Annotated in this window: 20 protein-coding genes and 1 riboswitch; of the genes, 2 read left to right on the top strand and 18 right to left on the bottom strand. The window is 41.4% G+C overall.

Going from position 1 to position 24,385, the window contains the following annotated elements; all coding sequences use genetic code 11:
- Nucleotides 1-27: 27 nt before the first annotated feature.
- From BM377_RS04875 to epsC, 8 genes are all read right to left on the bottom strand, one after another.
- A complete protein-coding gene (locus tag BM377_RS04875) occupies nt 28-1,110 on the bottom strand; it encodes a Cna B-type domain-containing protein (RefSeq protein WP_092244589.1) in 1,083 nt (360 codons plus the stop codon).
- 26 nt (nt 1,111-1,136) lie between these two features.
- Nucleotides 1,137-1,985 carry a class C sortase gene (locus tag BM377_RS04870; RefSeq protein WP_092244586.1) on the bottom strand — a complete coding sequence of 283 codons (849 nt, stop codon included), beginning with the start codon at nt 1,983-1,985 and terminating at the stop codon, nt 1,137-1,139.
- Between the two features lie 137 nt (nt 1,986-2,122).
- Nucleotides 2,123-3,598 carry a SpaH/EbpB family LPXTG-anchored major pilin gene (locus BM377_RS04865; RefSeq protein WP_092244583.1) on the bottom strand — a complete coding sequence of 492 codons (1,476 nt, stop codon included), beginning with the start codon at nt 3,596-3,598 and terminating at the stop codon, nt 2,123-2,125.
- Nucleotides 3,599-3,713: 115 nt separating this feature from the next.
- Nucleotides 3,714-8,456 carry an LPXTG cell wall anchor domain-containing protein gene (locus BM377_RS04860; protein ID WP_092244580.1) on the bottom strand — a complete coding sequence of 1,581 codons (4,743 nt, stop codon included), beginning with the start codon at nt 8,454-8,456 and terminating at the stop codon, nt 3,714-3,716.
- A gap of 60 nt (nt 8,457-8,516) precedes the next feature.
- Nucleotides 8,517-9,092 carry a signal peptidase I gene (gene lepB / locus BM377_RS04855; RefSeq protein ID WP_092244577.1) on the bottom strand — a complete coding sequence of 192 codons (576 nt, stop codon included), beginning with the start codon at nt 9,090-9,092 and terminating at the stop codon, nt 8,517-8,519.
- Nucleotides 9,085-9,684, bottom strand: a complete 600-nt coding sequence (locus BM377_RS04850) for a hypothetical protein (RefSeq protein ID WP_092244574.1) — start codon at nt 9,682-9,684, stop codon at nt 9,085-9,087. Before BM377_RS04850 ends, lepB begins: the two co-directional genes overlap by 8 nt.
- A 248-nt stretch (nt 9,685-9,932) precedes the next feature.
- A riboswitch (cyclic di-GMP riboswitch) is annotated at nt 9,933-10,018 on the bottom strand.
- Nucleotides 10,019-10,390: 372 nt separating this feature from the next.
- Nucleotides 10,391-11,719 carry a flagellar hook protein FlgE gene (locus BM377_RS04845; RefSeq protein ID WP_092244571.1) on the bottom strand — a complete coding sequence of 443 codons (1,329 nt, stop codon included), beginning with the start codon at nt 11,717-11,719 and terminating at the stop codon, nt 10,391-10,393.
- 115 nt (nt 11,720-11,834) lie between these two features.
- Complete coding sequence (epsC, locus tag BM377_RS04840; protein ID WP_092244568.1) at nt 11,835-12,734, bottom strand: serine O-acetyltransferase EpsC; 900 nt, start codon at nt 12,732-12,734, stop codon at nt 11,835-11,837.
- A gap of 89 nt (nt 12,735-12,823) precedes the next feature.
- Between epsC and BM377_RS04835 the strand changes: the two genes are divergently transcribed.
- On the top strand, nt 12,824-13,882 hold the full coding sequence (locus tag BM377_RS04835) for a tRNA dihydrouridine synthase (protein WP_092244565.1): 1,059 nt from the start codon (nt 12,824-12,826) through the stop codon (nt 13,880-13,882).
- A gap of 3 nt (nt 13,883-13,885) precedes the next feature.
- On the opposite strand, the gene BM377_RS04830 is transcribed toward BM377_RS04835, so the two are convergent.
- From BM377_RS04830 to BM377_RS04810, 5 genes are all read right to left on the bottom strand, one after another.
- The gene (locus BM377_RS04830; RefSeq protein ID WP_092244562.1) at nt 13,886-14,713 is read right to left on the bottom strand and encodes an energy-coupling factor transporter transmembrane component T family protein; all 828 of its coding nucleotides are present in this window, start codon (nt 14,711-14,713) and stop codon (nt 13,886-13,888) included.
- A complete protein-coding gene (locus BM377_RS04825; protein ID WP_092244559.1) occupies nt 14,713-16,422 on the bottom strand; it encodes an ABC transporter ATP-binding protein in 1,710 nt (569 codons plus the stop codon). The genes BM377_RS04830 and BM377_RS04825 overlap by 1 nt, the downstream gene beginning before the upstream one ends.
- A 4-nt stretch (nt 16,423-16,426) precedes the next feature.
- Entirely contained in the window at nt 16,427-16,984 is a 558-nt protein-coding gene (locus BM377_RS04820; RefSeq protein ID WP_092244557.1) for an ECF-type riboflavin transporter substrate-binding protein, read from the bottom strand.
- A 67-nt stretch (nt 16,985-17,051) separates the two neighbouring features.
- A complete protein-coding gene (locus BM377_RS04815) occupies nt 17,052-18,728 on the bottom strand; it encodes a putative bifunctional diguanylate cyclase/phosphodiesterase (RefSeq protein ID WP_092244554.1) in 1,677 nt (558 codons plus the stop codon).
- Nucleotides 18,729-19,228: 500 nt separating this feature from the next.
- Nucleotides 19,229-20,359, bottom strand: a complete 1,131-nt coding sequence (locus BM377_RS04810; protein ID WP_092244551.1) for an RNA-guided endonuclease TnpB family protein — start codon at nt 20,357-20,359, stop codon at nt 19,229-19,231.
- 134 nt (nt 20,360-20,493) lie between these two features.
- Here BM377_RS04810 and BM377_RS04805 point away from each other — a divergent pair, with 134 nt between their 5' ends.
- The gene (locus tag BM377_RS04805; RefSeq protein ID WP_092244548.1) at nt 20,494-21,675 is read left to right on the top strand and encodes a tyrosine-type recombinase/integrase; all 1,182 of its coding nucleotides are present in this window, start codon (nt 20,494-20,496) and stop codon (nt 21,673-21,675) included.
- A 9-nt stretch (nt 21,676-21,684) separates the two neighbouring features.
- On the opposite strand, the gene BM377_RS04800 is transcribed toward BM377_RS04805, so the two are convergent.
- The 5 genes from BM377_RS04800 to BM377_RS04780 all read right to left on the bottom strand — a co-directional run bounded on the left by BM377_RS04800 (nt 21,685) and on the right by BM377_RS04780 (nt 24,374).
- Nucleotides 21,685-22,419 (bottom strand): helix-turn-helix domain-containing protein, encoded by a 735-nt coding sequence (locus BM377_RS04800; RefSeq protein ID WP_092244545.1) that lies wholly within the window; start codon nt 22,417-22,419, stop codon nt 21,685-21,687.
- Nucleotides 22,420-22,801: 382 nt separating this feature from the next.
- Nucleotides 22,802-22,999 (bottom strand): hypothetical protein, encoded by a 198-nt coding sequence (locus BM377_RS04795; protein ID WP_092244542.1) that lies wholly within the window; start codon nt 22,997-22,999, stop codon nt 22,802-22,804.
- Nucleotides 22,986-23,498, bottom strand: coding sequence for a dCTP deaminase/dUTPase family protein (locus BM377_RS04790; RefSeq protein WP_092244539.1), 513 nt, complete (start codon nt 23,496-23,498; stop codon nt 22,986-22,988). Before BM377_RS04790 ends, BM377_RS04795 begins: the two co-directional genes overlap by 14 nt.
- Nucleotides 23,476-23,826, bottom strand: coding sequence for a hypothetical protein (locus BM377_RS04785; RefSeq protein ID WP_092244536.1), 351 nt, complete (start codon nt 23,824-23,826; stop codon nt 23,476-23,478). The genes BM377_RS04790 and BM377_RS04785 overlap by 23 nt, the downstream gene beginning before the upstream one ends.
- Nucleotides 23,808-24,374, bottom strand: a complete 567-nt coding sequence (locus tag BM377_RS04780; protein ID WP_092244533.1) for a hypothetical protein — start codon at nt 24,372-24,374, stop codon at nt 23,808-23,810. The genes BM377_RS04785 and BM377_RS04780 overlap by 19 nt, the downstream gene beginning before the upstream one ends.
- Nucleotides 24,375-24,385: the final 11 nt, after the last annotated feature.

The following is a 24,385-nucleotide window of genomic DNA, read 5'->3' as shown; positions in this document are numbered from 1 at the left end:
GAGCCTTGATACTCATGGGGTAAAAAATCAAGCTTTTTTATGATTTTTCCTTATTCCTTTGACTATGAAAAAGATACCCACGATCAAAAGAATCGGAAGCGGCCACCAGAGCTGTCCTGTCTGAGGAAGTCTCCTTGCACCCAAAACCGCGGGGAGTTCTCTTATCGCTCCGAGAACGTCAGGGAACTGCGGTGGTCCGGGAGGAGTATTCGGAGGTCCTCCGGGAGGAGTTCCGGGTGGTCCCGGTGGTGGCGGAGTCGTATTGGTATACGTATTGGTCATGGTATAAACAACCATAAGTCCGTCATCATCTTCATTCTTGTTTACAGAAACCGTATAAGGGTTGTTACCCTCTATAGTTTCTTCAAAATCCCAAATATATCCGGGCTTATCCTTCCATGAATAAGACCAACCGTTACCACTGTTCAGTGTTACTCTCTTATATTCTTCGCCGTTTCTTTTTATAAGTACCGAAATGGATGTAGGTCTTACATTCTCATTACCGGAATCATTCCATCTCTTGTGAAGTTCAAACTCCACTTCTCGATTTATATCAAATTTTTCACATTTAGCTGTAGCTTCCGCAATATACTGAGCGCCATCATAAATCCATTCATCATCGTCCCCAAGCTGCGGTACAGTTATCAAAAATGATGAAAAGACATATCTACAATCATCCTTAATAACATCCTCGGTCTCTATCAAATACAAGCCCAACTGAACGCCTGCAAACACAGCCTTTCCGTTCTGTGAAACCGCAGTGTATGAAGGCTGATGATTTAAAACAGCCGTCGGTCTTACATCATCAAGAACCTGTTTCCACTGTCCCTGGTCCTTAATGGAATTGATAGATATAGATGTTAATCCGGCATAATCAGGATCCAATGTAAACTCACCGATCTCTGTTACGCTTCCTATCTTGTAAATATGAGATTGTACGCCGTCAAACAGCATGTCGTCGCCGAATTTGTAGGTTACGGAAAGCGAACCTTTTTTGGTAAGGTCCACAGCATTTCTGGCGTACGACTTAACGGAAAACATCCCCAATGAAGCCATTAGCACCATTACCGTAATCAATATTCGGCTAAAGATACTCTTTACCTTATTCATATAAACAATCCCTCTGAGAGCATTTATCAAACTTTTGCTCCCTTTGCCTTCTTAGGCCTTCTTGTCCTAATTAAAAAGACTATAAATGCAACTAACAATATCGGAGCACCTATAAACGGTGCAACAACCATATTACTGTATCTGGTAGCGTCCGCAGGTACTATAAGCCTGCTCTCTTCGTTATAATCAACACGTCTTGCCCTTACAAGCAGCCTATGAGTATTGATACCATAAGGTGTGCAAGTTACAAGCGTGACGTATTCCTCTCCATCGACAATTGCCAGGTCATTGGTCTCCTCCGGGAGAACAATGTTAATCTTATCAACCTGATATGCAAAAGTCTGATCCAATATGTGTAAAAGAAATGTATCACCAACGATCATCTGATCGAGGTCTGAAAAAAGCTTCGAGGACGGAAGCCCTCTGTGTCCCGAAAGTACAGCATGTGTACTCTTGGTTCCCGTCGGAAAAGATGTTCCTTCCAAGTGTCCTATTCCGACCTGCAATACTGATTCTTCCGTACTGTGATATATAGGAAGATTAACCCCAATATTCTCAATCTCTATATATCCCATAATACCCGATCCGGTGACATTCAAAACGCTGTTGTATTTATCCAGATCTTCACCTTCAAGGTTAAAATTCAGAGGCTTTTTGGCAAGTTCTTCATTATATGCATATGCCTCTTGCCACATCTTTGTATAATCCTCTTTGGGGATATTGTGAACAATCTCCTCGTAGTTGGATATCGCGCGGCTCTGGTTTTTTGAATTGATATAGTTACTGACAGACGGATAAAGAAAAATCACGATTCCTACGACAAATATCAGTCCAAATATTAAGTTGGGTAAGATTCTTTTTAGTCCTTTCTTCATCTGACAGTTCTAACTTCTTCACCTTATTGTATTTTGCGAATCTTATATATTCTTCGGGGGACCCCATCCCCCGAAGAATATTGTTATTCAACAAGATTCAAATTATATTATTATTTTTTTCATACCGATTATAAGAATTATTCAGCGTCAGCCTTTCTGCGAACGATGAAATATGCAATACCTGCAACAATGAGAATACCGCCTACAATGTAGAAGATTGTTGTTCCGATTCCACCTGTAGAAGGAAGTGTAAGACCTGTTCCATCCTCAACCTTCTCAACCTGTATATTTTCAACGGTAGAATTCTTGGTTACTATCATCTCCTGAGCGTGCTCATAAGTTGTGCCGTCAACAGTAACTTTGCCCTCAAGAAGGTTGTATCCCTTAGGAGCCTGTGTCTCTACAAGAACATACTTCTCGGGAGCGAAACCTTTGATAATAATGTTATCAGCCTCAACAGTTGTGAACTCTGTTACTGTTCCGTCAGGATCAACCTTATACTCAGTATCTGAGATCTTTGTAAGCTTAACAAGTGACTTATCAAGTTCTCTGTAAATCTCAAACTTTGCATCCTTAAGGAGCTTATCAGTTCCCTTTGCAACCTTTCTGATTGCTACAGGATATGTCTTATGCTCCGTCTCCTTAGGAACTCCCTTTCCATTATGTCCATATATAAGCTGAGCTTTATTGACATTTGCACTGGGAGAAATAACTGCATCCGCATTTAAAACAGCAGTATATTTAATAGTAACCTTTGTATCCTTGCTGGGTACACCTTCAAAAGTAACCTCAAAACCTTTAGTTCCATCATCGGGATCAACATATGAATTATCGATCGACCATGTAAGTCCCGCATTATCAGTATCAAATGAAATATTTGCATCTGTGATCGGATTAAGAGTAAGTCCATCCGTTACAGAGTCATGAATCTTATATCCAAGTCCGCCTTTTTTAAAGACACCTTCTACAGAATATTCAATGGTATCGCCTATCTGATGATCGCCACCTGTAAGGTCCTCATATATAAGATTCTTATTTGTAGCATCTGTAACAATCTTGATAATATCTGTTCCTTCATTCTTCTCTGCAAGTTGTGCATCGGGAGTTGTTGTATTTACAGCAACAGCACTACCAAGCGAAGAATTAAGAACATAATATCCAAATTCAGAAACGTCTATTTTAATATCTCCATCTTCTGTTGTTTCTTTTGTTGCTACAGGAGAAATGCTGTTCTCTTCTGCATACGCAAGAGCTGCCTTACCAAAAATCTTGGCATCAGCTTCAGATGTAAGTCCTGATGTATCAAGAATATCATTATCGCCTACTGTGAAAAGATCACTCATTTTAACGCTAAAAGTGCCGGTTTCATCTGTGTAGGTGTAAGTATAATTCTGGAATCCATCGAAAATCGGATTAAGTTTGTAAACGCCGCCCGCATTAGGCTTAGCTTCATCAGCAGGAACATAATCAAATACACGATATGCTTTATATTCCTGACCTTTTAATGCGCCGGTTATTGTAATAGATCCGGCAGCTGCAAAAGCAGTAACCCCCATTCCAAGTACCATAATCGATACGAGGAGGCCCATTATGAGTTTTCTTAGTGTTTTCATATTCCTCTCCTTCTTTTGAACCTTGTAAATATGTAATGTTGATAGTGTATCCGGTGCAAATGAGCACCTGTTTTAAAGCTTCCCTGCTTTAAATCCTTTCCTTCGAAGATGAATCTTACTCTTCATCCTCCTTCTTGCGTCTCTTTCCGAGGAGGCACACACCTGCTCCCACAAGAGACATCACTGTTGCTCCCGCTCCCGCAACCACATACGGAAGTTCTCCGATTCCTCCTGATTTAGGAAGAACATTGCCGCTTCTTTCGTTGGATACTTCAAGCATTGTATTGATACCTTCTGCATAGACATTTTCCCAGTTGGTATCCATAGCAGTCTGCTGATCCTTGAAGAATGCGTAGTATGTAATCTTAGGTGCATTTCTGTATTCGTTCTGACCTGTGGAGTCACACTCTACTATGTGATACTTCACTCTGTCAGGTACGGCTACTTCTGCGGTCCATTCATTTCCGGGACTAAGTGCTATAGGTCCCTTAAAGAACTCAAGTGAACCGTCATCATATGACTTGTACAGGTTTACAAAGACCGTTCCGAATTCCGTTGTTTCTGCCGGAGATATCGGATTTCCATCAAGTGTCCATACCTTTTTGAGCTTAATGTAAGGTGTATTTGTAAGTGTGATCGTCGTGCTTCCGTCAGCTCCGATATCCGTTCTGTTCTCGCTATTCTTGTAGCCGTTAACGATTCCTACGGAATCTTCGCTTGCGGATGTTTCGTTGATCACATTTCCTGACGCATCATATACGACATATTTAAGAGGATTGAGCTGTACAAGCTCGCTTCCGTTGTCGTAATACTCATCGGCTGCATATTCATATGCATTTCCGTTTTCATCAAAGGCTTCGAGATCTTCGAAGTTGTATGCCTTGGAAGTTGCCATTCCGCCACTCATGTAGTAGTCGGAAGCAGGTATCACAAACCTCTCAACTTCTTCGAAGTCACCGCCTGAAACTCTTCTCTTAAGTACTACAGTGATATCCCAGATATCGTCTGTACTGTTCTGATTCCAGTTCTTAATTACAGATACCTTGGTAGGTGTCTTGTTATAGAAGCCTGCGTTTACAGGATCTATATAATTGGCATCGGTGCAATAATCAACAACGCTTGCGTTATTGGCAAGGATCGTATCAATAGCATCTTGATCTGCGATCCTATAATATGTACGAACCACATTGGTCTGATCGACATAGTAGTCGACTTTAACTGCCATGATCGCCTTATCGATAGTTGTCTGAACACGGTTGCCATTATCGGCATTGCCTTCCACAAACATGAAGTAGTAGGTCTTTCCAACTTCCATATTCCAAGCATTGGCTCTTGTATCTACCGTATACTTGATACTGCTGCCTACGTTTGTGATATAGTTAGGCACCTTACCCGCGCCTGTACCGAATATTCTTCTGTCTGTACCGATAACATTTCTGTTCTCATCGACCATTCTGATCCAGAAATTGAACTTAAGAGTGTTATCGCTAAGAAGACTTCCGTTCAGGTACTTGAACATCTCGATATCAAAAGGCTTACGTGACTTGTTGTAGAATCCTACAAGTTCTCTGATTCTGTGAGCGTCATTGTAGTAGCCCTTACTGAAGCTCGATAATATGCTCTGAACTTCCTGTTCATTTATTCTGTAATAACATATCTCATTTATAGCTTGTCCGTTCTTGCCGGGATAATACTTAACCTTAGCAAGAAGTCCGCTCTTATCCTTAAGATAATCGCCTGTTGTATCATTCTCGGTCATCATGAAGTAATAGGTATTCTCACCGCCATACTCCATGCCGTAATCCGCAGGATTATTAAAGCTGTATTTGATCTGCCACTGATCATTGGTTATGTTATTGTCGATAACCTTCCATGATCCCTGCTTCTCATCAAACATGCGAAGAGTAAATTTAAATTTACCGCTCTCAGTACATCCTGCATAATACTGATCTACGTACTTTTCAAACTCAAGATCAAAAGGAATTACTGTATCGTCTATATTTGAAACATCAGCAGATCCAGACTCGTCAAGGTATCTTCTTACATCGATTTTGTGTATCTCACAATCCTTTTCGATTGTTTGTCCAATTACGGTTCCGCAATATGAACCTGTTGTAAGTACATATGCATCAGGTGCCACAAGAGTACCGGACATTATGTCCGCGTTGATCTTACCTGTATAAGGAACAAAGCCACCATTACCGTCTTTCTGAACGGGATTTATTATTATCCTGTTGGCAATCTCATTCCAATCACCTGTTCCCTCGCCGTTAATCTTAATCTTACCAAGCTTATACTCCGGAACTCCGGTAAGATCAATATTAAGAAGCAAGAACTGATCACCTATATCAATACCCGTATTAACTGCATAACCGTCATTTACACTCTGCGGGAATCCAAAATATCTACGAGTCAGGTCATTTTCAAGAGTGGGAGGCCCTGAATATGTAGGAGCTCCTCCGACGAGATTGATTACCTTTATTCCGTTAGCACTACATGCATCCTTATTAGCATTAACAAGCACAGAAGATGCTTTTCCTGCATTATCGAGCAAGCCTGTAACATCTACCGGGAACTTACCATCATATCTCTCAGTGTGGTATGGTCCATTATGTCCGGGCGTATCGTTATACGCTTCATCATATGTAACACTCTCATAACCGGTAAGGCTGTTAGGATTCTGCAAATAATAAACCGTTGCCCCGTTAACCTTCTGAAGGACAAATTCTCCGGTGAAATCATTCATGTCCTCAATATAGCTGTCTGTAAACAAGCTAATGCTGTCATTGTAACCCTTTAATTCTGCCTGTCCGTATTGAACAGTATATTTCCCGTTCTTTCCGCCGTTCTTTACCGGTCTTCCGGACTGATCAAGCTCAAATACATAGAATTTAGAATAAACTCTGTTTGTCTGTATTTTTGCAAAATCAAATGTATAGGAACCTTCTCCTTTTGCATCCGTAGTAATACTAAAAGCACTGTTCGGGATCTCTATTTTAGCTTCCGGATCGGAATAAAGCTTGAACTTAAATGTTCCTACCTTATTAGGTCCTTTTACGGTCTTATGAACCGTAATATTATAACTTACAAGATGCTTATAAACTTTCTCCGAGTTACCTATTGTAAAGTTCTGTATATTGTAGATTTTTTTAACCGCAATATTAGCTTCACTGTGCTGGCCATTAGGATATTGACGTCCTCCGCCATAATATTCTTCGGCTACAGCACCGAAGTATGTTGCATTACCAAGCATTTCTACCGCGCCATTAGGAGTGAACGACTCAGTTCCATCCCATGTATATCCGTCATCGGAATATGTAACCGCGCCGTATACCGAAAAGGATGATGTCGTAAAGCTGATGACATCGGCGTCTTCTCCAAGGCTTACTTCGCTCTCGGTAAGAATATCTACATTGATATCGTCTACAGAAATGCCTGTAGCATCACTTGTTGATGCATAGCCTTCTTTAACCGCTTCTTTAATAGGGAAGTGAAGGACAGATACGTCTTCCTCTTTTTCTGTTTCCATCTCGGATGAAAGCTGGCTGTCATCGAATGAAACAGATACGGAAACCGTTCCTTCTTTAGGCTCATACTCGATTTCATCAAGTACGAATGCTATATCAAAGAGCATTGTGTTGCTCTCATCATATTCAATTGCTTCTTCTCTGCCGGCTGCCTCTGCAATTGCCTGTGCATTTGCATTAAGGGCATCCATATATGCATCGTAGTTGTATCCGCTTGTGAACTTATCAAGAGGAGTAACGTTGAGCTCGATTCCCTTAGGGAATTCTTCGGGCTTGGACAAAATAACCGTTACAGTCATTCCGTCTACAGAAACAACAAACTTCTCCTGAGTGTTGACTTCGTCGTATACAAGCTTAAGATCTGTATCCTCGGTGATCTCGATCTCTTCGCCTTCTTCAGTCACTGCTTCATAATATACATACTTAAGGACTTCATCCTCAACCTCTGCAAGTGAAGCTGCACTGTCTTCGTTCTCTTCTTTTTCTACGGATACTTCCTTAGTCTTCTTATTTATAGAAACAATCTCTGTCTCTTCATCACCAAGAAGTGCCTTCTTATATATATAACCGTCAAATTTCTTTGCATCTTCTTTTATGTCAAAAGAATCTTCTATAGAAAGTTCTTTTGCCTCAGAGAACTCTGTTCCCTCGGCATCAACATAATAGACTGTGATAACAACATCCTTAAGCTCTTCGAGTTCCTTTTCATCCAAAGAAACTTCGCTGGAAGCCTCAAGTGATATCTCGCTTGATTCAAGGCTTGATGCATCATCTGCAGCTGCGGTTGTAGCCTCGCTTGAAGCATCAGATGCGGATTCGGAAGAATCTTCGCTTGAAGCTTCATCGCTTGCTCCTTCGCCGAGAGTAGCCTTTTTAGCTGCCTCATCATCTTCTTCAGAAGAAGCGGGATCATCATCTCCTGACTCATTTTCTTTATTCATATCATCGGGATTGCTTTCATTAGCGTCGTCGCTGTTGTCATCCCCATTTTCATCGTCACTTTCATCATCGCTTTCATCGTCCGGATTGCCTGACTCTTCGTCCCCATTGTCATTGCCTCCGGCCACTTCATCCCCATCATCGCCGTTTTCGTCATCGTCATTATTGTACATTTCTTCGATGAGTCTCTGCTCGTCCTCATCACTTGCGGTATCAATAATTCCCATTGACCCAAACGCATCCTCGGTCATGGCCGTAGCCGGCTTATTAAGGCCATACAAAGTTACCGTTCCGGTAAGCATTGCAATGCACAGTGCAAAAGCTAACCATTTCCTGTAGTTGCGATGTCTCTTGATGTAGTTTTCTGCGCGATTTTCAACACTCTTGCGCATATTCTGGTCCTCTTACCTGTAAAAAACGTTTCGCGGTTACATTATGACTGACTAAAGCTGTTATAGACCTCCCGATACATCGAACGGGAAGACTCTGAAGATCACTTTGCCGATGAGCTGTTCTTTTGTAACACAGCCAACGACACTGCTTCTTGAATCTATAGAAGCACTCCTGTGATCACCTAAAACAAAGTATCTGTTTTCAGGTACCTGGTATGGAAATTTAATATCTGTTGGATCAAAACTTTTTTCAGCGTACGGCTCTTCAAGCTGTTCCCCATTTACCGAGACGTTGCCGTCGGCATCGATATTTATCCAATCACCGGGCGATCCTACAACTCTTTTTACCAAAACCTTATTATTATAGTAAAAAGCAATAAGTTCTCCGGGTTCAAACGTTGAACTGTTCTGTGCTACCACGATCTGTCCGGTTTCAAGAGTCGGTGTCATGCTGTCTCCCGTAACCCTAAGTACCGTGATGTAAAAGCTTGATATCAGGACAGCCAGTGCTGCCACGATAACTACCACAAACAATGTTCTTTTGAGTACGTTCTTATATTCTCTTTTGCTGTTCTCCCTCTTAAGCTCTTTCTTAAGATCTCCGATCGAGGGTTTTAATACTTTCTCTTCACTCATCTACTTTGTCACTTTTTTTCTTTCTGCCTTGTACGGACGATTTTTTCTTAGTAGCTTGTTTGTTACTCGCTTCGAGAATCTCCTGCTCTTTCTCAAGCATATGTTTCTTGGCCTGTGCGAGTTCTTTCTTGAATTCCTCGTACTCTGCTTCAGCTCTCTTCTGAAGAGTCTCAACATATAAGTCTGCCGATTTCTGAGCGGCTTCCATAATTCCGCCGAGCTGGATTGAAGCTTCTGCAAGAGACTGTGAATTCTCAATCTTAAACATTGCATCGTCAACTTGCTTCTGAAGCTCTTCTTTCTCTCTTGTGAGTCTGGCCTTAAGTCCGTTTATGTCTTTTTCGAACTTAGCCTGCATCTCAGCCTTCTGCTCGTTGAACTTGGTTCTCATCTGATGCTTCTCTTCATCAAAGCCCTTGAGCATTGCGGCTCTTTCTTCAGCCATTTCCTTGAGCAATTGTTGCTTCTCTTTTTCGAGTTCTTCCTTAAGTTCTTCTTCGTGTTTCTTAGCTTCCTCGGCCTCCTCCGAAAATGTGATCATCATCTCCAGAAGTTCCGATCTGCTAAGTTTTTTTAGATTTACCTCAGCCATAGTCCGTCCTTGTCAGTAGTAATAAAAAAGTACATGCATTTGGCCTTTCGGCTTTGCATGTACCTTAAGTAAATCTTGTTGTCAGCGACATCGCAAAGTTTCTGTGGCCAGTTGCTCTGTGGAATTACTATCCATGTACTTCCGGTTTCCCGGTTGTTCATCCATGAACTTATTTCGTACCGTAATTGTAAAAAATAAGACCGTCTGCTAGTACAGTCCGGTCACCTTCATGGTGCCAACGAACTAGCACCAGCAACTGGCTGTCTTTCACGTATGTGATTAAGACCCTTTAGCTTTGCGTCACCATCTTTCAATGGCTTTGCCCTTTAAACGCTTAGTTTTCCCGTGGAACAATTAGTGTAAAAAAAGTTTATGTGTGTTGTGATTATCAATATAAACCATTGGACACAAAAAAACAACCACTTTTTCACAAAAAGTTCACAGTTTCCATCCACGCATTTCTCAAGTCCAGTAAATATCAGCGATTCAAAGTTTCGCTTTTACGAAAAAAAATATTTCAGTTTCCGTTATTTTTCATCAACATTACAATTTTAAGCTGTCTAAAAAGGTGAGTCATTATGTAGTTGTGCAGTTATTATACAGCATGCGAATACAAAAAAACACTGGGATAGCGCTAAAAAACAGCCATTTCGGAAACTTAGTTTCAAAATGGCTGTCATGATTTTAAATTAATATTTCTAAGTGTTTATCTCTTTAATCCGTGCAAGATCTGAAGCATTTCATCGGATGTTGTGATCACGCGGCTGTTAGCCTGGAAACCTCTCTGTGTTGTGATCATGTCCGTGAACTCTTTTGCCAGATCGACATTACTCGATTCCAAAACTCCCGCGGTCATGTATCCGCCGTCATAGGTGATATCCATGATCATTGCTTCTCCGGAGTTAAGTGACTGAGCATAGAGGTTATCTCCTATCATCTCAAGTCCCATCGCATTATTGAACTCAGCTACCGCGATCTGTGCGATCTTTACGGTCTGGCCGTTTGAATACTTGGCAAATATCGAGCCGTTGTCTGTTACCGAAAGGCCTGTCATAGTGCCGTTTGCATAACCCTGATTAAGTCCCTGCGTATCGCCTCTGTATCCGTAGAATGAAGAAGAATGCTTGCCGTTTATGCTTGCATAGTTCGAAGTATTGGAAAAATCAATGTCAATCGGTCCTATCATTGAAGCCTGTCCGCCAAACTCCATATGAACCATTCCGTTAGTCGCACCGTTTGCACTTACAAGTCTTCCGTTATTCTTGCTGTAAACAAGGTCAACATTTGCATTTGTCGTATTTGTTATAAGATCTCCATTGGAGTTCTGGATTGACTTAAGTGAAAGCTTAAAGGTGTTATCAGCCTCATCTTGTCCGTCTGTAAGACCATACTTAAGAGTATAGGTTTCGCCGTCTCTTCCGAAAACTTCGATTCTCAATGTCTTTCCGTCTTCGGTCTCAAGGTCCTTATCGAGACTGTCTATATTGCCGCTAAAGTATGAAGCCGATGTTGCCGTTCCGCCGATGGTCTTAGTCGCATCGGATATAAGTCTGAGATTGGTAAGATTAACGTTTCCGCCTCTGGGAATGTTTCCGTCACCCATGATACCGAATACGTAGAATCCATTGTTCTGAGTAACGAGATTTCCGTCCGCATCAATTGTGAAAGCTCCGTCTCTTGTGAAATTGCGCATCGCGGGATTTGTGCTCGCATCAGAAGAAACCACGAAGAATGAATCTCCCGTGATCATAAGGTCGAATGCATTTCCTGTTGTCTGCATTGAGCCTGACTTGGAAATGTTCGTATATATGGATGCAACCTTGGTTCCGAGTCCAACCTGTGAAACATTGGTTGTAGCGGTTGTATCGCCCGAACCTGTTCCGTTTTTCACAGTCTGATAAAGGACATCCGCAAATCCGGTTGCCTGTGATTTATAAGCAGTTGTATTGACGTTAGCGATATTGTTACCGATAACATCCATTTCAAGTTGGTGAGTTGTAAGACCGGCCACACCTGACCAAAGCGATCTCATCATATAGTTTTTACCTCCGAAGAGAAAAAGGAAATAGCTACACTACTTGCTATTTCCTTTATCGGACAATTTATTATTTTTCTTTAGCCCTTTTCGCAAAAAAATTTCAGAATTTTTTTCAGTTATTTTTCATGCTGACTCTGCTTGCAGCGGGAACCGAAGAAGTGATGAACGCATTAGCTCCGATAACCGATCCCTTACCGATAACAGTCTCTCCTCCGAGAATGGAAGCTCCCGAATAGATGGTAACATCGTCCTCGATTGTAGGATGTCTCTTGCTGCCCTTGAGCGCCTGTCCTCCTCTTGTGGAAAGACCACCGATGGTAACGCCCTGATATATCTTAACGTGCTCTCCGATAATAGACGTCTCACCAATAACAATTCCTGTTCCGTGATCGATCATAAGATACTTGCCCATTGTAGCTCCGGGATGAATATCAATTCCCGTCTTGGAATGAGCATACTCAGTCATTATTCTCGGAATAAGCGGCACCTTAAGAAGATACAGCTCATGCGCGATCCTGTTTACGGTTGTCGCAAAAAGACCGGGATATGAAAGAATAATCTCCTCTTTACTGTAAGCAGCGGGATCTCCGTCATAGCAAGCCTGCACGTCGGTATCCACATATTCTCTGATCTTGGGAATCTGCTTAAAGAACTCATGTGTAATGCGTCTTGCTCCGCAATCAAGCGTCTCTTCCGAAGTCTCCTCATAATCCTCGCTGTGTCTGAACGCAATGGCGATCTGCTTCTGAAGATTATAGATAACATCCTCAATGACAATTGCGATCCTGTTGCTGTCATTGTAGCTCTTATACACCTTATCCCTGTAATAGCCGGGATAGATAATACGGATAAGCTTGATGACAATATCTTTTACCGCGTCCCTGTCAGGCTGGTTGAATATATCCATCTTGTCGATATCTCTGTCATGCCCGTAATCAGCGAGTATGAGATCAACGATATCTTTTATCTCGTTCTTCAATGAATTTTTCTCATCATTGTACTTGTAATCCATACCACATTCCTCACATTGTTTTGACATCTAACACATATAATACCATAATAACCGTGAATGAAAACAAGTAATAAGGAGAAATTCGCCTGATGGCTTCAACAAAATTTTACTTTGCCCCAATGGAGGGCATTACACAATATACGCTCAGAAACACTCACCGTGCGATGTTTGGCGGTGAAATAGCCAAGTATTACACGCCTTTTTTGTCGGCTCCGAAGACTCATAAATTCAAGAAAAGGGAAAAGAATGACATTCTCCCCATAAACAACGATGTTTTCCCGGATTATACAGATATTGTCATCCCTCAGATCCTTGCAAACAGCGCAGAGAACTTCCTCTGGGCGGCAAAAGAGATCGCGGCTATGGGATACAAAGAGATAAATTTAAACCTTGGTTGTCCCGTCGCGACCGTAGTAACCAAGCACAAGGGCTCAGGCCTTCTTGCCGATATTTCTTACCTTGATAACATGTTAAAAGAGATCACTTCCGATGAGCTTTTTTCGGGAAAAGAAAATGCTAAAGAGTCAGCTTCTCCCAAATTCTCCGTAAAAACAAGGCTCGGGGTAACCGATGAATCAGAAGCCGATAAGCTTATGGAAGTGTTTGCAAAATATCCAATAAGCGAGCTTACGATCCACGCAAGAGTTCAGAAGGATTTCTATCAGGGAAAGCCAAAGACGGACGCATTCAAAAGAGCCGTCGAAATATACAGAGAATGCGGCGGATGCGCAGATATCTGCTACAACGGTGACATAAATAACATAGACGACTACAACAGGCTGATCGACGATATGAAGAGCCTAGACGCAGGAGCCGGCAACAGCGATAATCCCGGCGGCATAAGCTCTGTTATGATGGGCCGCGGAATGCTCAGAAACCCTGCGCTCGCAAGAGACCTTGCGGCCGGTTCAACAACACTTACAAAGGATGAACTGAAACAATATCTCGAAAAACTATACCAAGGTTATGAAACTTTCATTCATGAGGACAGAAACGTCATCTTCAAGATGCTCGAGCACTGGGCATTTATAAACAGTCATTTTGAAGACAGCGACAAGTGTTTGAAGGCAATAAGAAAGGCCAGAAGCAAAGGTGAGTATCTGGCCGCAGTTAGAAACATATTTTCAACTTGTAATTTTATTGCGTAATTTTTATACAAACGGGTTAAAGAAGCGATTCCCGTCCATGTAAGTAACGATCATGGTAAGCACAAAGAATCCGACAGAAAAGGCTATAGCCGCCTTATCTGCAGCTTTCAAAGGTCTTTGTGAGTACCATGTTCTTTTTTTCTTTTTTCCGAAACCTCTAAGCTCCATGGCATTGCTGACAACCTCTATCCTCTCCATAGTCGAGAACAAAAGCGGAAAGATAATGGCCGCAGTGTTCTTGATCCTATCAAGAAGTCTTCCCTTAGAGCTCATCTCTATTCCTCTCGCTTCCTGCGCGTTTTTGATCTTGTGGAACTCATCCTGAATGTCAGGGATATATCTGAGTGTGATCTCCATCGCATACGAGATCGTATATGGCACACCGATTCCGTTCATCGATGAAGCAAGTTCGCTCGGATCGGTCGTCACAAGGAAAATGAATATCGAGGGAATTACGGTAAAGTATTTGATAAATACATTAAACTCATAAAAGAGCTGTTGATACGTCAAAGTATAATTTCCAAAAAGATGAACAATATCGGTTCTGCTGTTATAAATCTTACAGCCCTCATAAGGCGAAAAGAAAAAGATGCAGACAAGATTGATCACCATAAAAAACATAACGGCCAGAAAAACGCCGCTTACCTGTTTCCACTTAACATCAGCGATCTTATAGATCGCAGCTCCTATAACGATCATCACCAAAAGCATTCTTGTATCAAAAGTAAGGGCACTTGTAAGGCACCACAAAATAAAAAACAAAAGCTTGGTGAAACCGCTAAGCTTATGGATAGGCGTATTCTTTTTTTCATACGAAATCATCTTACTCATTATTTCCGCCTTCTCTCATCTTCGATAAATCTTGCCGCAAACTCACTTGCGTCATCTATTCCGCACTTAACAGAGAGATCATAAAGTGAAGTTCTCTTAAGATATGCTCTGTCGCAAACATCGTTATCGGTTAGGACTTCTGCGGGAGAAGCGTTCATAAGGAGCTTTCCGTCAGTAAGTACAAGCGCCCTGTCGGTATATTCAAGCATCAGATGCATATCGTGCGTGATCATAATGATCGTGATCGGCATCTTCTTTCTGATATCATGAATAAACTCCATGATCTCCGTATAATGCCTGTAATCCTGACCCGCCGTAGGCTCATCGAGAATAAGAAGCTCAGGTTCCATAACAAGGATCGACGCTATTGACACTCTCTTTTTTTGCCCAAAAGAAAGAGCTGAAACAGGCCAGTTTCTGAAAGGATAAAGCCCGCATATCTTTAGGATCTCGTTAACCTTCTCCTTGATCTCATCCTCAGGTACGCCTCTGGAAGCAAGTCCCAGACTGACCTCATCAAAGATCATAGGTTTACTTATCATCTGATTGGGGCTCTGCATGACATAACCGATCTTTTCGCCGCGCTGCTTGATAGACAGATCCGCTATGTCTTTTCCGCTTAGCTTGATGACTCCGCCATCAGGCTTGTTAAAGCCGCAGATAAGCGAAGCAAGTGTTGATTTGCCCGCGCCATTTTTACCTACAAGAGATATCATCTCTCCTTTTTTTATTTCAAAAGAGACATCGTCAATAACCTGTCTCGATTCGTCATAGCTGTATTTAAGATGCGAAACTTCAAGAAGTGTCTCGCTGTTCTTCTCGGAAGCCGGGAACTTCGCCTCATGATACCATTTTTTTACCGCATCCTTATAAGGAGCAATATCCATAGTCTCTATATGCTGAGGGTGAGTATCCGGAGAAAGCTTTGCTCCGGCCGCCTTAAGCGCAGATATGTATAGCGGTTCTCTGATACCGTTCTCTGTCAAAACATCCGAACAAAGCAGCTCGTCGGGATGCATATCGGCTATAATCCTGCCGCCGTCCATCAGTATTACCCTGTCCACATCCTTGTAAAGGACATCCTCCAAGCGATGCTCGATGATCACTACCGTCATATCCTCGTTATGCATAATGTCATCGATAAGGGATATTGTTTTCTTTCCCGTAGCAGGGTCCAGATTGGCAAGCGGTTCATCAAAAAGAAGTATCTTGACGTCACATGCCATAACTCCGCCAAGGGACACTCTCTGCTTCTGTCCACCCGAAAGAGCTCCCGGCGCATTACCGAGAAACGGCTTAAGCTCAAGTTTTTCGGACACTTCATCAACCTTTTGGAACATCTCCTCCTGCGGAACATTGTCATTTTCAAGTGCAAACGCAAGATCCTCCGCAACGGTAAGAGCAATGAACTGACCGTCCGTGTCCTGAAGAACCGTTCCGACTATCTGTGACATGCCAAAAACTCCGAGTTTGTTTGGTTCTTCGCCGCAAACTCGGAGTGTTCCGCTCATATCCCCCGCATATGAACAGGGGATAAGAGCATTAAGGCAATGTGCCAATGTTGACTTACCGGATCCCGACTGACCTGCGATCAGTATCTTTTCACCGGGATAGATTTTTAAATTAATGTTTTTCAGCGTTGGTTCCTGCTGAGCGCGATACTTAAAGGAAACGTCTGAAAATTCTATAATTGGCGCATTTTCAACCAATGAATTATTCCTCCGCCTTTAAATCCGATGATTTACCGGAAATACTTGAATATGCAACCATAAGAAGTGTTCCGAGTATTCCGATGATGAGAATGTTGCCGAAGAAAGCAAACATACCCTGAACAAATACCTTATTTACAGGTTCTTTATAGATCAGGATATCCAAAACAGGTGCTGCGAGAATCCATGCAACCGCATTGGACACTATATTTACAAGAATAAAGAGAATGATGTTCTTACCCTTTGTAAAGCCGCCCTCCTGCACTGCAAACTTCTTGGCAAAGAAGCCGATGGCCGCACCAACGATAGCCTCGGGGAAAACCCAGCTCCACCAAACAGAGCCGTAGAATATCGCATCACCGAGCGCATGTCCGATAAGGCCGATTCCTGCACCTACGAAAGGACCAAACACCGCCGAAAAGAATGCAAGAATAGCCATTCTTACCTGAAGTGCGGTATTGGGTACGATCACAAGCGGAATCTGAGCATTGGTGAGAACAACAAAAAGAGCTGTTCCGATTCCTAAAGCAACTACTTCCTTAATTCCAAACTTACCCTTCATAACAATTCCTCCATAAAAGTGAATTTTGCAAAAACAATTATAACCAAAATAGTCTTTGAATCAACTATCAGACTCCGTCCTTGTATTTCTCTTCAAAATCCTTAACGGGCATAGGCATATCAAAGTAATATCCCTGGAACAGCTTACAGCCCATCTCTTCAAGGAACGCAAGCTGATCTTTGGTCTCTACGCCTTCCGTAATAACACCCATTCCAAGCTCATGAGCCATGTCTATGGTATAGTTCAGTATTACCCTGGCTCTCTTATGATCCTCCGTCTTTTTAAGAAAACCCATATCGATCTTGAGAACATCGGCGTTGATATCTTTTAGCATATTAAGTGATGAATAGCCGCTGCCGAAGTCGTCGATCTCAACGAGGAAACCGCTCTTTCTAAGGTCCATGATAAGCTTGGCGCACTTGTTGACATCGGTTGTTACTGCCGTCTCCGTAATCTCAATATTGAGTCTTGCGGGGTTGATATCATATTTTTTCACAAGGTCATCAAACTCTTTTTTGATATCAAGGTAATAGATGTCCTTGGGCGATACGTTGACTGAAATAGAGAGTTTCTCCCACTTGGTGCCCTTCCACTCTGCAAGCTGCGCAGCGGCAAGCTCCCAGATATATTTATCAAGCTTGTATATAAGATCCGCTCTTTCAAGAACGCTTATAAACACCTCGGGCTCAATAACTCCGTTCTCCGGGTGAAGCCATCTCGCCAGTGCCTCCGCTCCGAATATCCTGCTGTCGGAATAATGCTGTGGCTGCAGGTATATGCCAAACTGTTTATTGATGATGGCAAAGTCAAAGCTCGACAGGATTTCTTTTTCCAAGAGAGCATTGATGAGCATGTCGTCGTTGTACCAGGCAACCTCGCATACATTGTCTCTCTTGATGGTCTTGCAGGCCATATAGGCTCTGTCGCACATAAAAGACACATCCATACGCCTGTCATATATCTCGTACACACCAAGCTGAACATGAATGGAATACGTCCTGCTTGTAAGCCTGCTGGCGCGTTCTTTGACAGATGCAATGATCTTCTTTTCATCGAAACGATCCTTGGGCATGCACAGAGCGAACTGGTCTCCGTTGATCCTTCCGTACACATCCTCCTCTTTTACCATCTGCGAAAGCATATCCGCGACGTTTATGAGGATGTCGTTGCCTTTATTAAGGCCGAAAAGCTGGTTTATCAGCTTGAAATCTTTGATGTTGGAATAAACTATGATGTAGGCGCGGTCGGGCTCGGCTTCTTCAAGGAGTTTCCTTACCGCGGCGAAAAAGCCCTCTTTGTTATACAGCCTCGTAAGCTCGTCATGAGTAAGTCTGTACTGCTCCCCGAGGTCGTTGTCCATTGACTCGGAAACGTTCCGGATCACATACATGCTTCCGAGGATCTTGCCGTTATCATTAAGAACTTTGTATCTTACGTGATACAGTCTCTCTTTGTTGGAAGTCTTATAAACCTCGCACCATGATGTCGTTCCTTCCTCAACGCCGAGGCTCCTCCTCCACGCATCGAAAGTATCGTAAAGAATTGTAAGATTATCTATAACACGGAACATGGTAAACGCGCGCTTGTTGGCGTAAATACAACGTCCGTTCTCATTCAGAAAAATAATGCCTTTTTCATCCTGCTGAATACCGCACGAAATGAGCTGTACGAGTTCCTCGCAGGAACTGTTTTTATCATAATATGCTGTTGTACCAAATAAGTTTTCAGGTTTCATTTCAGTCATTATAATTATTCTGCTTTTCTATTATGTTTTTAATGTACACAACTATTGTAAGTATACCATTTTGCGCGGGGTTCTAATAGTTTTTTGTTGCTGTTTTTATGCAAAAAAAAGGAATCGCATATGCGATTCCTTAAAACATCGGAGTGACGTGATTCGAACACGCGGCCCCTACCTCCCTAAAGCCTATATAGGATAATCGGAATAAATGAATACTAATGTGAAAAGATATAGTTTATTCAGTGTTTATGCGGTGTTTGAATACTTTGCTTAAAATCCTTGTTGCGGGTTATTGTATATATTTGTATAATAAAATCTATTCTGGTTTGTATAAAAATGAAGATTTATACAAATAGAACGCTACAACCTCGTATTTATCTGTGAGTCAACTACTCGGCAATAAATTGCCGGGCTTGTAACTGCCCTGCGGTACGTCTGCGACTTCCGCATTTTATCGGTGTGGCTTCCGTGGCGTTACATCGTAGGATGGCTGACAACACCCTTCACAATTCAGATATACTGGACTGCGACTCTACAAGGTACTCAATTCCCTTACGGTAGAGATTCATAGCTCCTATACGGTCATCATTAGATTTATAACCGCAGTTCTTACAATAGAAGATATGGTTTACTTTATCTCTGTTGCATGCTTCAACATGACCGCACTTAGGACATGTCTGCGATGTGTAACGTGGGTCTACTTTAATGACCTTCTGCCCGTGCTCAAGAGCTTTATACATAAGTTTTTGCTCAAGGTCATAGTAAGACCATGATACCATTACATATCTGTCATGAACCTTAACAGCTTCGGTAGCGGTACGGATACCAGACAAGTCTTCCAGAACATGTAAAGTGCCTTTCGGATTAGACTCAACGAGTGCCTTACTGATGCAGTGGTTAATATCCTGTATCCAACGGTTTTCTCGTTGACCGATAGCCTTTATACGTTTGCGGGAAGATGGAGTACCTACCTGCTGGAGTTGCTTACGAAGTGCTTTGTAATGCCCACGTTTCTGTTTAACGATGTTGCCGCTATAAAACGCAGTTTTACCATTGCTTCCATAAGATGACACAAGAAACCTTATTCCTCTGTCATGACCAACAACATTGGTTACATTAGCATCAGAAAGTTCAGATATATTCATTTTTACAGATATATGCAAAAAGAATTTATCATGTTTATATACGACCTTTGCTGTGCCGAATGAATATGTAGACTTGTCAAAATACTGCTCCATCCCCTTAATGTCGTAATTGCATTTAATGCGACCATTAAGAGTACCAACAGAGAATTTATCTTTATTTATAGAATAATCTCTGTTCCATGATAAGGTCATCTGCGGAGCATTGTATTTGCAGAAAATCCAGTTCATACCGTTAGTCTTATTGGTTTTATAAGACCCGATAACAGTACGGACTACGTTACATGCCATCTGAGATGGGAGCTTGTATTCATCACGGAGTTTGTTGTAGGTATGCTTTTGGACAGATACTTGGTTTAAGTCTTTAGTCGTAAAGATATATTCAGATACAAAAGTACAGGCATCAGAATAGGCTCTCATGCTATTGAGTAATAACTGTATGTCATCATTATTCGGATGAATTTGTATCTTAGCTGTCTTTACAAACTCCATAAATAATAGTTCCTTTCTCTAAAATAGATTATACTATATTTTAGAGAAAAGATAAACTATATACTAAGGCATTCCTCTCGGCTACAAGTAACCGAGAATCCTGCCTATTTTTTCTTGAAAGGATTTTATGTAATATGGCTGGAAAAAGAAAGAACGGAGAAGGATCTTGGAGTAAGGTAAAGGTAAATGGATATCTGTATTTCTGTTACAGAAAAGACGGGAAAGCCACTTATGGGAAATCCGAGAAGGAAGTTCGGGCAAAACTCAAGGAAAAAGAAAGAAAAGCCAAGGAAACTACTGTTGTATATGATTCAAAACTTACGGTAGGGGAATACGTTAAAGATTGGCTTTATAAAAAGAAATATTTAGAAGTAGGGCTTACCCTTGAGTCTACTACTTTTGATGGGTATGAGGCAGCATTACAGACGAGATTGTTCGGTTATCCTCTTGCAGATCTGCAGTTGTCAGCTATTGATAAGACTGTTCTGCAGAAGTACCTGAAAGAACTTGCGAAGAAGTATAGCCGAGAGTCAATTAAAAAGACGTGGCAGGTCCTGACTATGTGTCTGACAGACGACGAATATGCTCACTACGAATTAGTTCCGGTTGTTAACTATAAGAAGATACGCATTCCAAGTGAAAGTAATGTTGCTGTTAAAAAGAAAAAAGTGCAATTTACTTCTGTTGAAGAAAGAGACTTATTGTATAATGAAGCACTTAGAAAAACCGGAAATGGGAAATATTTTTATGGCAACGCAGCGAGGCTCCTTGCTTTTATTATGTATTCGGGCCTCAGAGAGGGAGAAGCTGCAGGCTTAAGATGGAGTGATATTGATATAAAGAACAGGCTTGTGACGATTTCTCAAACGTACACCCAGATATGGAACCGTGATGAGTATGGACAAAGGATTGGACGTGAACATATAAATAAGGATCCGAAATCAGAAGCGTCAGCTGCAACTATCCCTTACAAGAAAAAAGCCGGAGACGTTATAGACATAATGAACGAGATGTATCCTCAGCATAAGAAAAACGATTATGTCTTTCTTTCTGCCAATGGAACACCTCTTACAAAAAGACATATCTTACACACTTTAAAAAGGATGCTAAAACACACAGGACTTGAAGAAAAAGATTACTCAGTGCACGACCTTAGACACGGTTATGGATCTATCCTTTTAAAAGAGGGTGCTGATATAACTACTATATCGAGATTGTTACGTCATGAAGAAATATCTACCACTGCAGATATTTATATTGGAACAACGCCAGACGATCTAAAGATATTGTTAGATAGAACAGAAAAGGACGACTAGATGTCGTCCTTAACTTATATGTATTGTTTTTTCTTTATAAGCGTCAAGAAAAGCCTCAAGATCTTCCTCTTTAACTCTTATGCTTCTTCCAATCCTATAAAAAGGAAAACCTTTTGTGTGGATCAGTTTAGACACGGTTGCGTGACTAAGATTAAGTTTTTCTTCTATATCTTTTGGTGATAAGTAGTCTTTTGGCTGCACTTGTCTTTCTACCTCTTTGTCTATGTAAACCCATGTCATACCGTAGGCGGTGCCGTTTTCTGCCAACGCTCTCGAGATATTCTTCCTTGCAGTTTCGGCTGAAGGTGCCATGTGCTCATATTCTCTTCCAGCTTCTCCCACAGAGAAATATTCCTTGCCGTTTTCCAATGACATTATTGCCTTGTTCTTACTGTTTACGTAAGGGTTCAACAATCCATTTTCTATCGCATGATGTACATTCTCTTTGTTCGTACACCACTCTAGGTTCTCAACACAGTTGTTTGACTTATTCCCGTCCAAGTGATTGACCACCGGAAGGTTACGTGGGTTAGAAATAAATGTCTCTGCCACGGCCCTGTGTACTCTTAACGTCAGCTTATCGGTTGTATGTCCTAGGGTTGTTGCAACAATCTTGTATCCCTTGCGAGTGGTAAACTGTTTGATAATCTTTTTGGTCTTTTTGTTTTTTATTTCACCATTGCTTGATATTAAAAATCTTTCAATAACCTTGCCTCTATAAATCAAAGGTCTCCATTCTTCCATGTCTTATACCTTTCTGTGTTAATTATTTCAAGTGTTAAAGAAAATATTTTAGGAGACTGCTTAAGATTGTCTTTTGAACGACCGCTTCAAACCATGCGCAATCCTCTCCTTCTTCTGTTGGGTTAAAGATTATGTCGTTGTCTATATTGCATCTATAGATATCTACATCTTTGATGTAATCTGTTATCATACTCTTTTTACAAAACATACATCTACTACATCTCTTCATCATCATTCACCTCAGTCTCGTTTATGTGTCCGGGAATTAAATGGTAATTTGATATTTTTATTCTTACCAAGGTGAAATTTGAAAGCCCCCAAGCTATAATTAGTAGCAATACTACTGTTCCTAAGAAGTGAATTCGATCACAAAATATCAACTCTAATACTTCAACCATGCTTTTCTAACCCCAACTATTGTGTGAATGTTGCCATGCTTGTAAATCTGCAATACAAGATACCCCATGCCCCTTAGAGCTACCACTGTTTCAGCCTTTATTTCTTCGGTCAAATATAGTCGGGTTGCTCCTTTCCTAGTAATAATTTCTAATCGTCTTAATATCCTCTCAAGTTCCGGCATTAGTACTTCCTATTCCCCCAGTTCTTTTTGCCTCTGCGCTGTCATCAACTGTGATGCCAAAAGGTAAGAATACGCCCTGCATAATTCTGTCTCCTGCAGGAAAACGTACCAAGTAATCTCTCATATTTCTTAAAGCAATCATGATGTGACCTTCATTGTCTGCGTAATAATAGTCAGAGTCTAATACCATACACGTATTGCTTAAGTTAATATCAGCCTTAATCCCTACTGAGCTCCTTACAACTCCGAGCATCATATAGCCTTCTTTTATCTCACATCGGATCCCGGAAGGAATTATCATCTTGTCATGCGGATGAAGCACAATATCGTAAGGAGTATAAAAGTCATACCCTGCCGAACCGCTTGTGGCTCTTTGAGGGAGGTTTATCTTCTCATATATATCTGCAATCTCTTTTTCACTGTAATCGTAGAGTAGTCTCTTTGAATCTTTCAAAAACTGCTCAAGAGAAACTTTTTCAAACTTCGCTATTTTCTGCATCTTTCTTCCCCTTCTGGTTGTATTTGTCTGGATTTTTAATGTAATATGTCTTATGGTATTCCGTTCTGTCTTGGATAGAGATTTCTTTCTCGCATAATTGCCTAATCTCTTCAGCATCTTCACTGTTAAGTTCTACGTTGTGAGAAAATGACTTTTCACATATCTTCTTAATCTCTGCAGCGGCTGCGTTGCTGATACCAATGTGTCCATGATCTTTAGTTGGAATGCCTGCCTCGATTATTTCCTTGATTCTTTCGCATCCGAAATTATCTACAGGCTTACTTCTTTCGATTATTTCCTTAATTCTTTTTATTCTTCCGACTGCCATATATCCTCCAAGTCTTCGTCATATAAGATAACTTTCACTACCGGCGATTCCCATTCTTCATCGGGAAAGAATGATACATCGCCTCTGTTTTTAACTGTTGTCTCGAGCTGCTTAAGATCTACTACGAACTCGCTCATACAGTTGTTTCTGCTAAAAATATTTGTTATGTCGGTGTCTTTTTCTGCCTTTTCGTCACCCACTAAACACTTGATTACCTCGCCGTTTTCAAGGACAAGATCAATCCGCTGTCCTATCCGTGCCTCGAAGAAACTTCCCACGGCAATCACGTAATAATCTTTAACTCTTCTAAATCCGTTTTCATCGGTTACTGCGAGTTGTTGAAGTTTATGTTGATTAGTGTTCTTTCCGAATGTTTTGTAAGACATAAAAGACTTGAATCCGCTGTATTCAGGGATGGTAAATTCTTCGCATTGTATCGTCGGTATCTCTATGTTTTCTATCGCTGCAGCAAATCCAGCTGACGCTGTTAAATTATTGCACTGTAAGGCAAGCGTCAAAACATATGTGCCTATAATAAAACCCTTCATAAATCCTCCCT

This window comes from Butyrivibrio sp. INlla21, from assembly GCF_900116875.1.
GTDB lineage: Bacteria > Bacillota > Clostridia > Lachnospirales > Lachnospiraceae > Butyrivibrio.
Note: the sequence above shows the minus strand (reverse complement) of the source record. Positions and strands in the feature narration are given on the sequence as shown.

Coding starts and splice junctions, on each gene's coding strand:
- BM377_RS04875 (WP_092244589.1), bottom strand. CDS start 1,110: ATGAATAAGGTAAAGAGTATCTTTAGCCGAATATTGATTACGGTAATG.
- BM377_RS04870 (WP_092244586.1), bottom strand. CDS start 1,985: ATGAAGAAAGGACTAAAAAGAATCTTACCCAACTTAATATTTGGACTG.
- BM377_RS04865 (WP_092244583.1), bottom strand. CDS start 3,598: ATGAAAACACTAAGAAAACTCATAATGGGCCTCCTCGTATCGATTATG.
- BM377_RS04860 (WP_092244580.1), bottom strand. CDS start 8,456: ATGCGCAAGAGTGTTGAAAATCGCGCAGAAAACTACATCAAGAGACAT.
- lepB (WP_092244577.1), bottom strand. CDS start 9,092: ATGAGTGAAGAGAAAGTATTAAAACCCTCGATCGGAGATCTTAAGAAA.
- BM377_RS04850 (WP_092244574.1), bottom strand. CDS start 9,684: ATGGCTGAGGTAAATCTAAAAAAACTTAGCAGATCGGAACTTCTGGAG.
- BM377_RS04845 (WP_092244571.1), bottom strand. CDS start 11,719: ATGATGAGATCGCTTTGGTCAGGTGTGGCCGGTCTTACAACTCACCAA.
- epsC (WP_092244568.1), bottom strand. CDS start 12,734: ATGGATTACAAGTACAATGATGAGAAAAATTCATTGAAGAACGAGATA.
- BM377_RS04835 (WP_092244565.1), top strand. CDS start 12,824: ATGGCTTCAACAAAATTTTACTTTGCCCCAATGGAGGGCATTACACAA.
- BM377_RS04830 (WP_092244562.1), bottom strand. CDS start 14,713: ATGAGTAAGATGATTTCGTATGAAAAAAAGAATACGCCTATCCATAAG.
- BM377_RS04820 (WP_092244557.1), bottom strand. CDS start 16,984: ATGAAGGGTAAGTTTGGAATTAAGGAAGTAGTTGCTTTAGGAATCGGA.
- BM377_RS04815 (WP_092244554.1), bottom strand. CDS start 18,728: ATGACTGAAATGAAACCTGAAAACTTATTTGGTACAACAGCATATTAT.
- BM377_RS04810 (WP_092244551.1), bottom strand. CDS start 20,359: ATGGAGTTTGTAAAGACAGCTAAGATACAAATTCATCCGAATAATGAT.
- BM377_RS04805 (WP_092244548.1), top strand. CDS start 20,494: ATGGCTGGAAAAAGAAAGAACGGAGAAGGATCTTGGAGTAAGGTAAAG.
- BM377_RS04800 (WP_092244545.1), bottom strand. CDS start 22,419: ATGGAAGAATGGAGACCTTTGATTTATAGAGGCAAGGTTATTGAAAGA.
- BM377_RS04795 (WP_092244542.1), bottom strand. CDS start 22,999: ATGCCGGAACTTGAGAGGATATTAAGACGATTAGAAATTATTACTAGG.
- BM377_RS04790 (WP_092244539.1), bottom strand. CDS start 23,498: ATGCAGAAAATAGCGAAGTTTGAAAAAGTTTCTCTTGAGCAGTTTTTG.
- BM377_RS04785 (WP_092244536.1), bottom strand. CDS start 23,826: ATGGCAGTCGGAAGAATAAAAAGAATTAAGGAAATAATCGAAAGAAGT.
- BM377_RS04780 (WP_092244533.1), bottom strand. CDS start 24,374: ATGAAGGGTTTTATTATAGGCACATATGTTTTGACGCTTGCCTTACAG.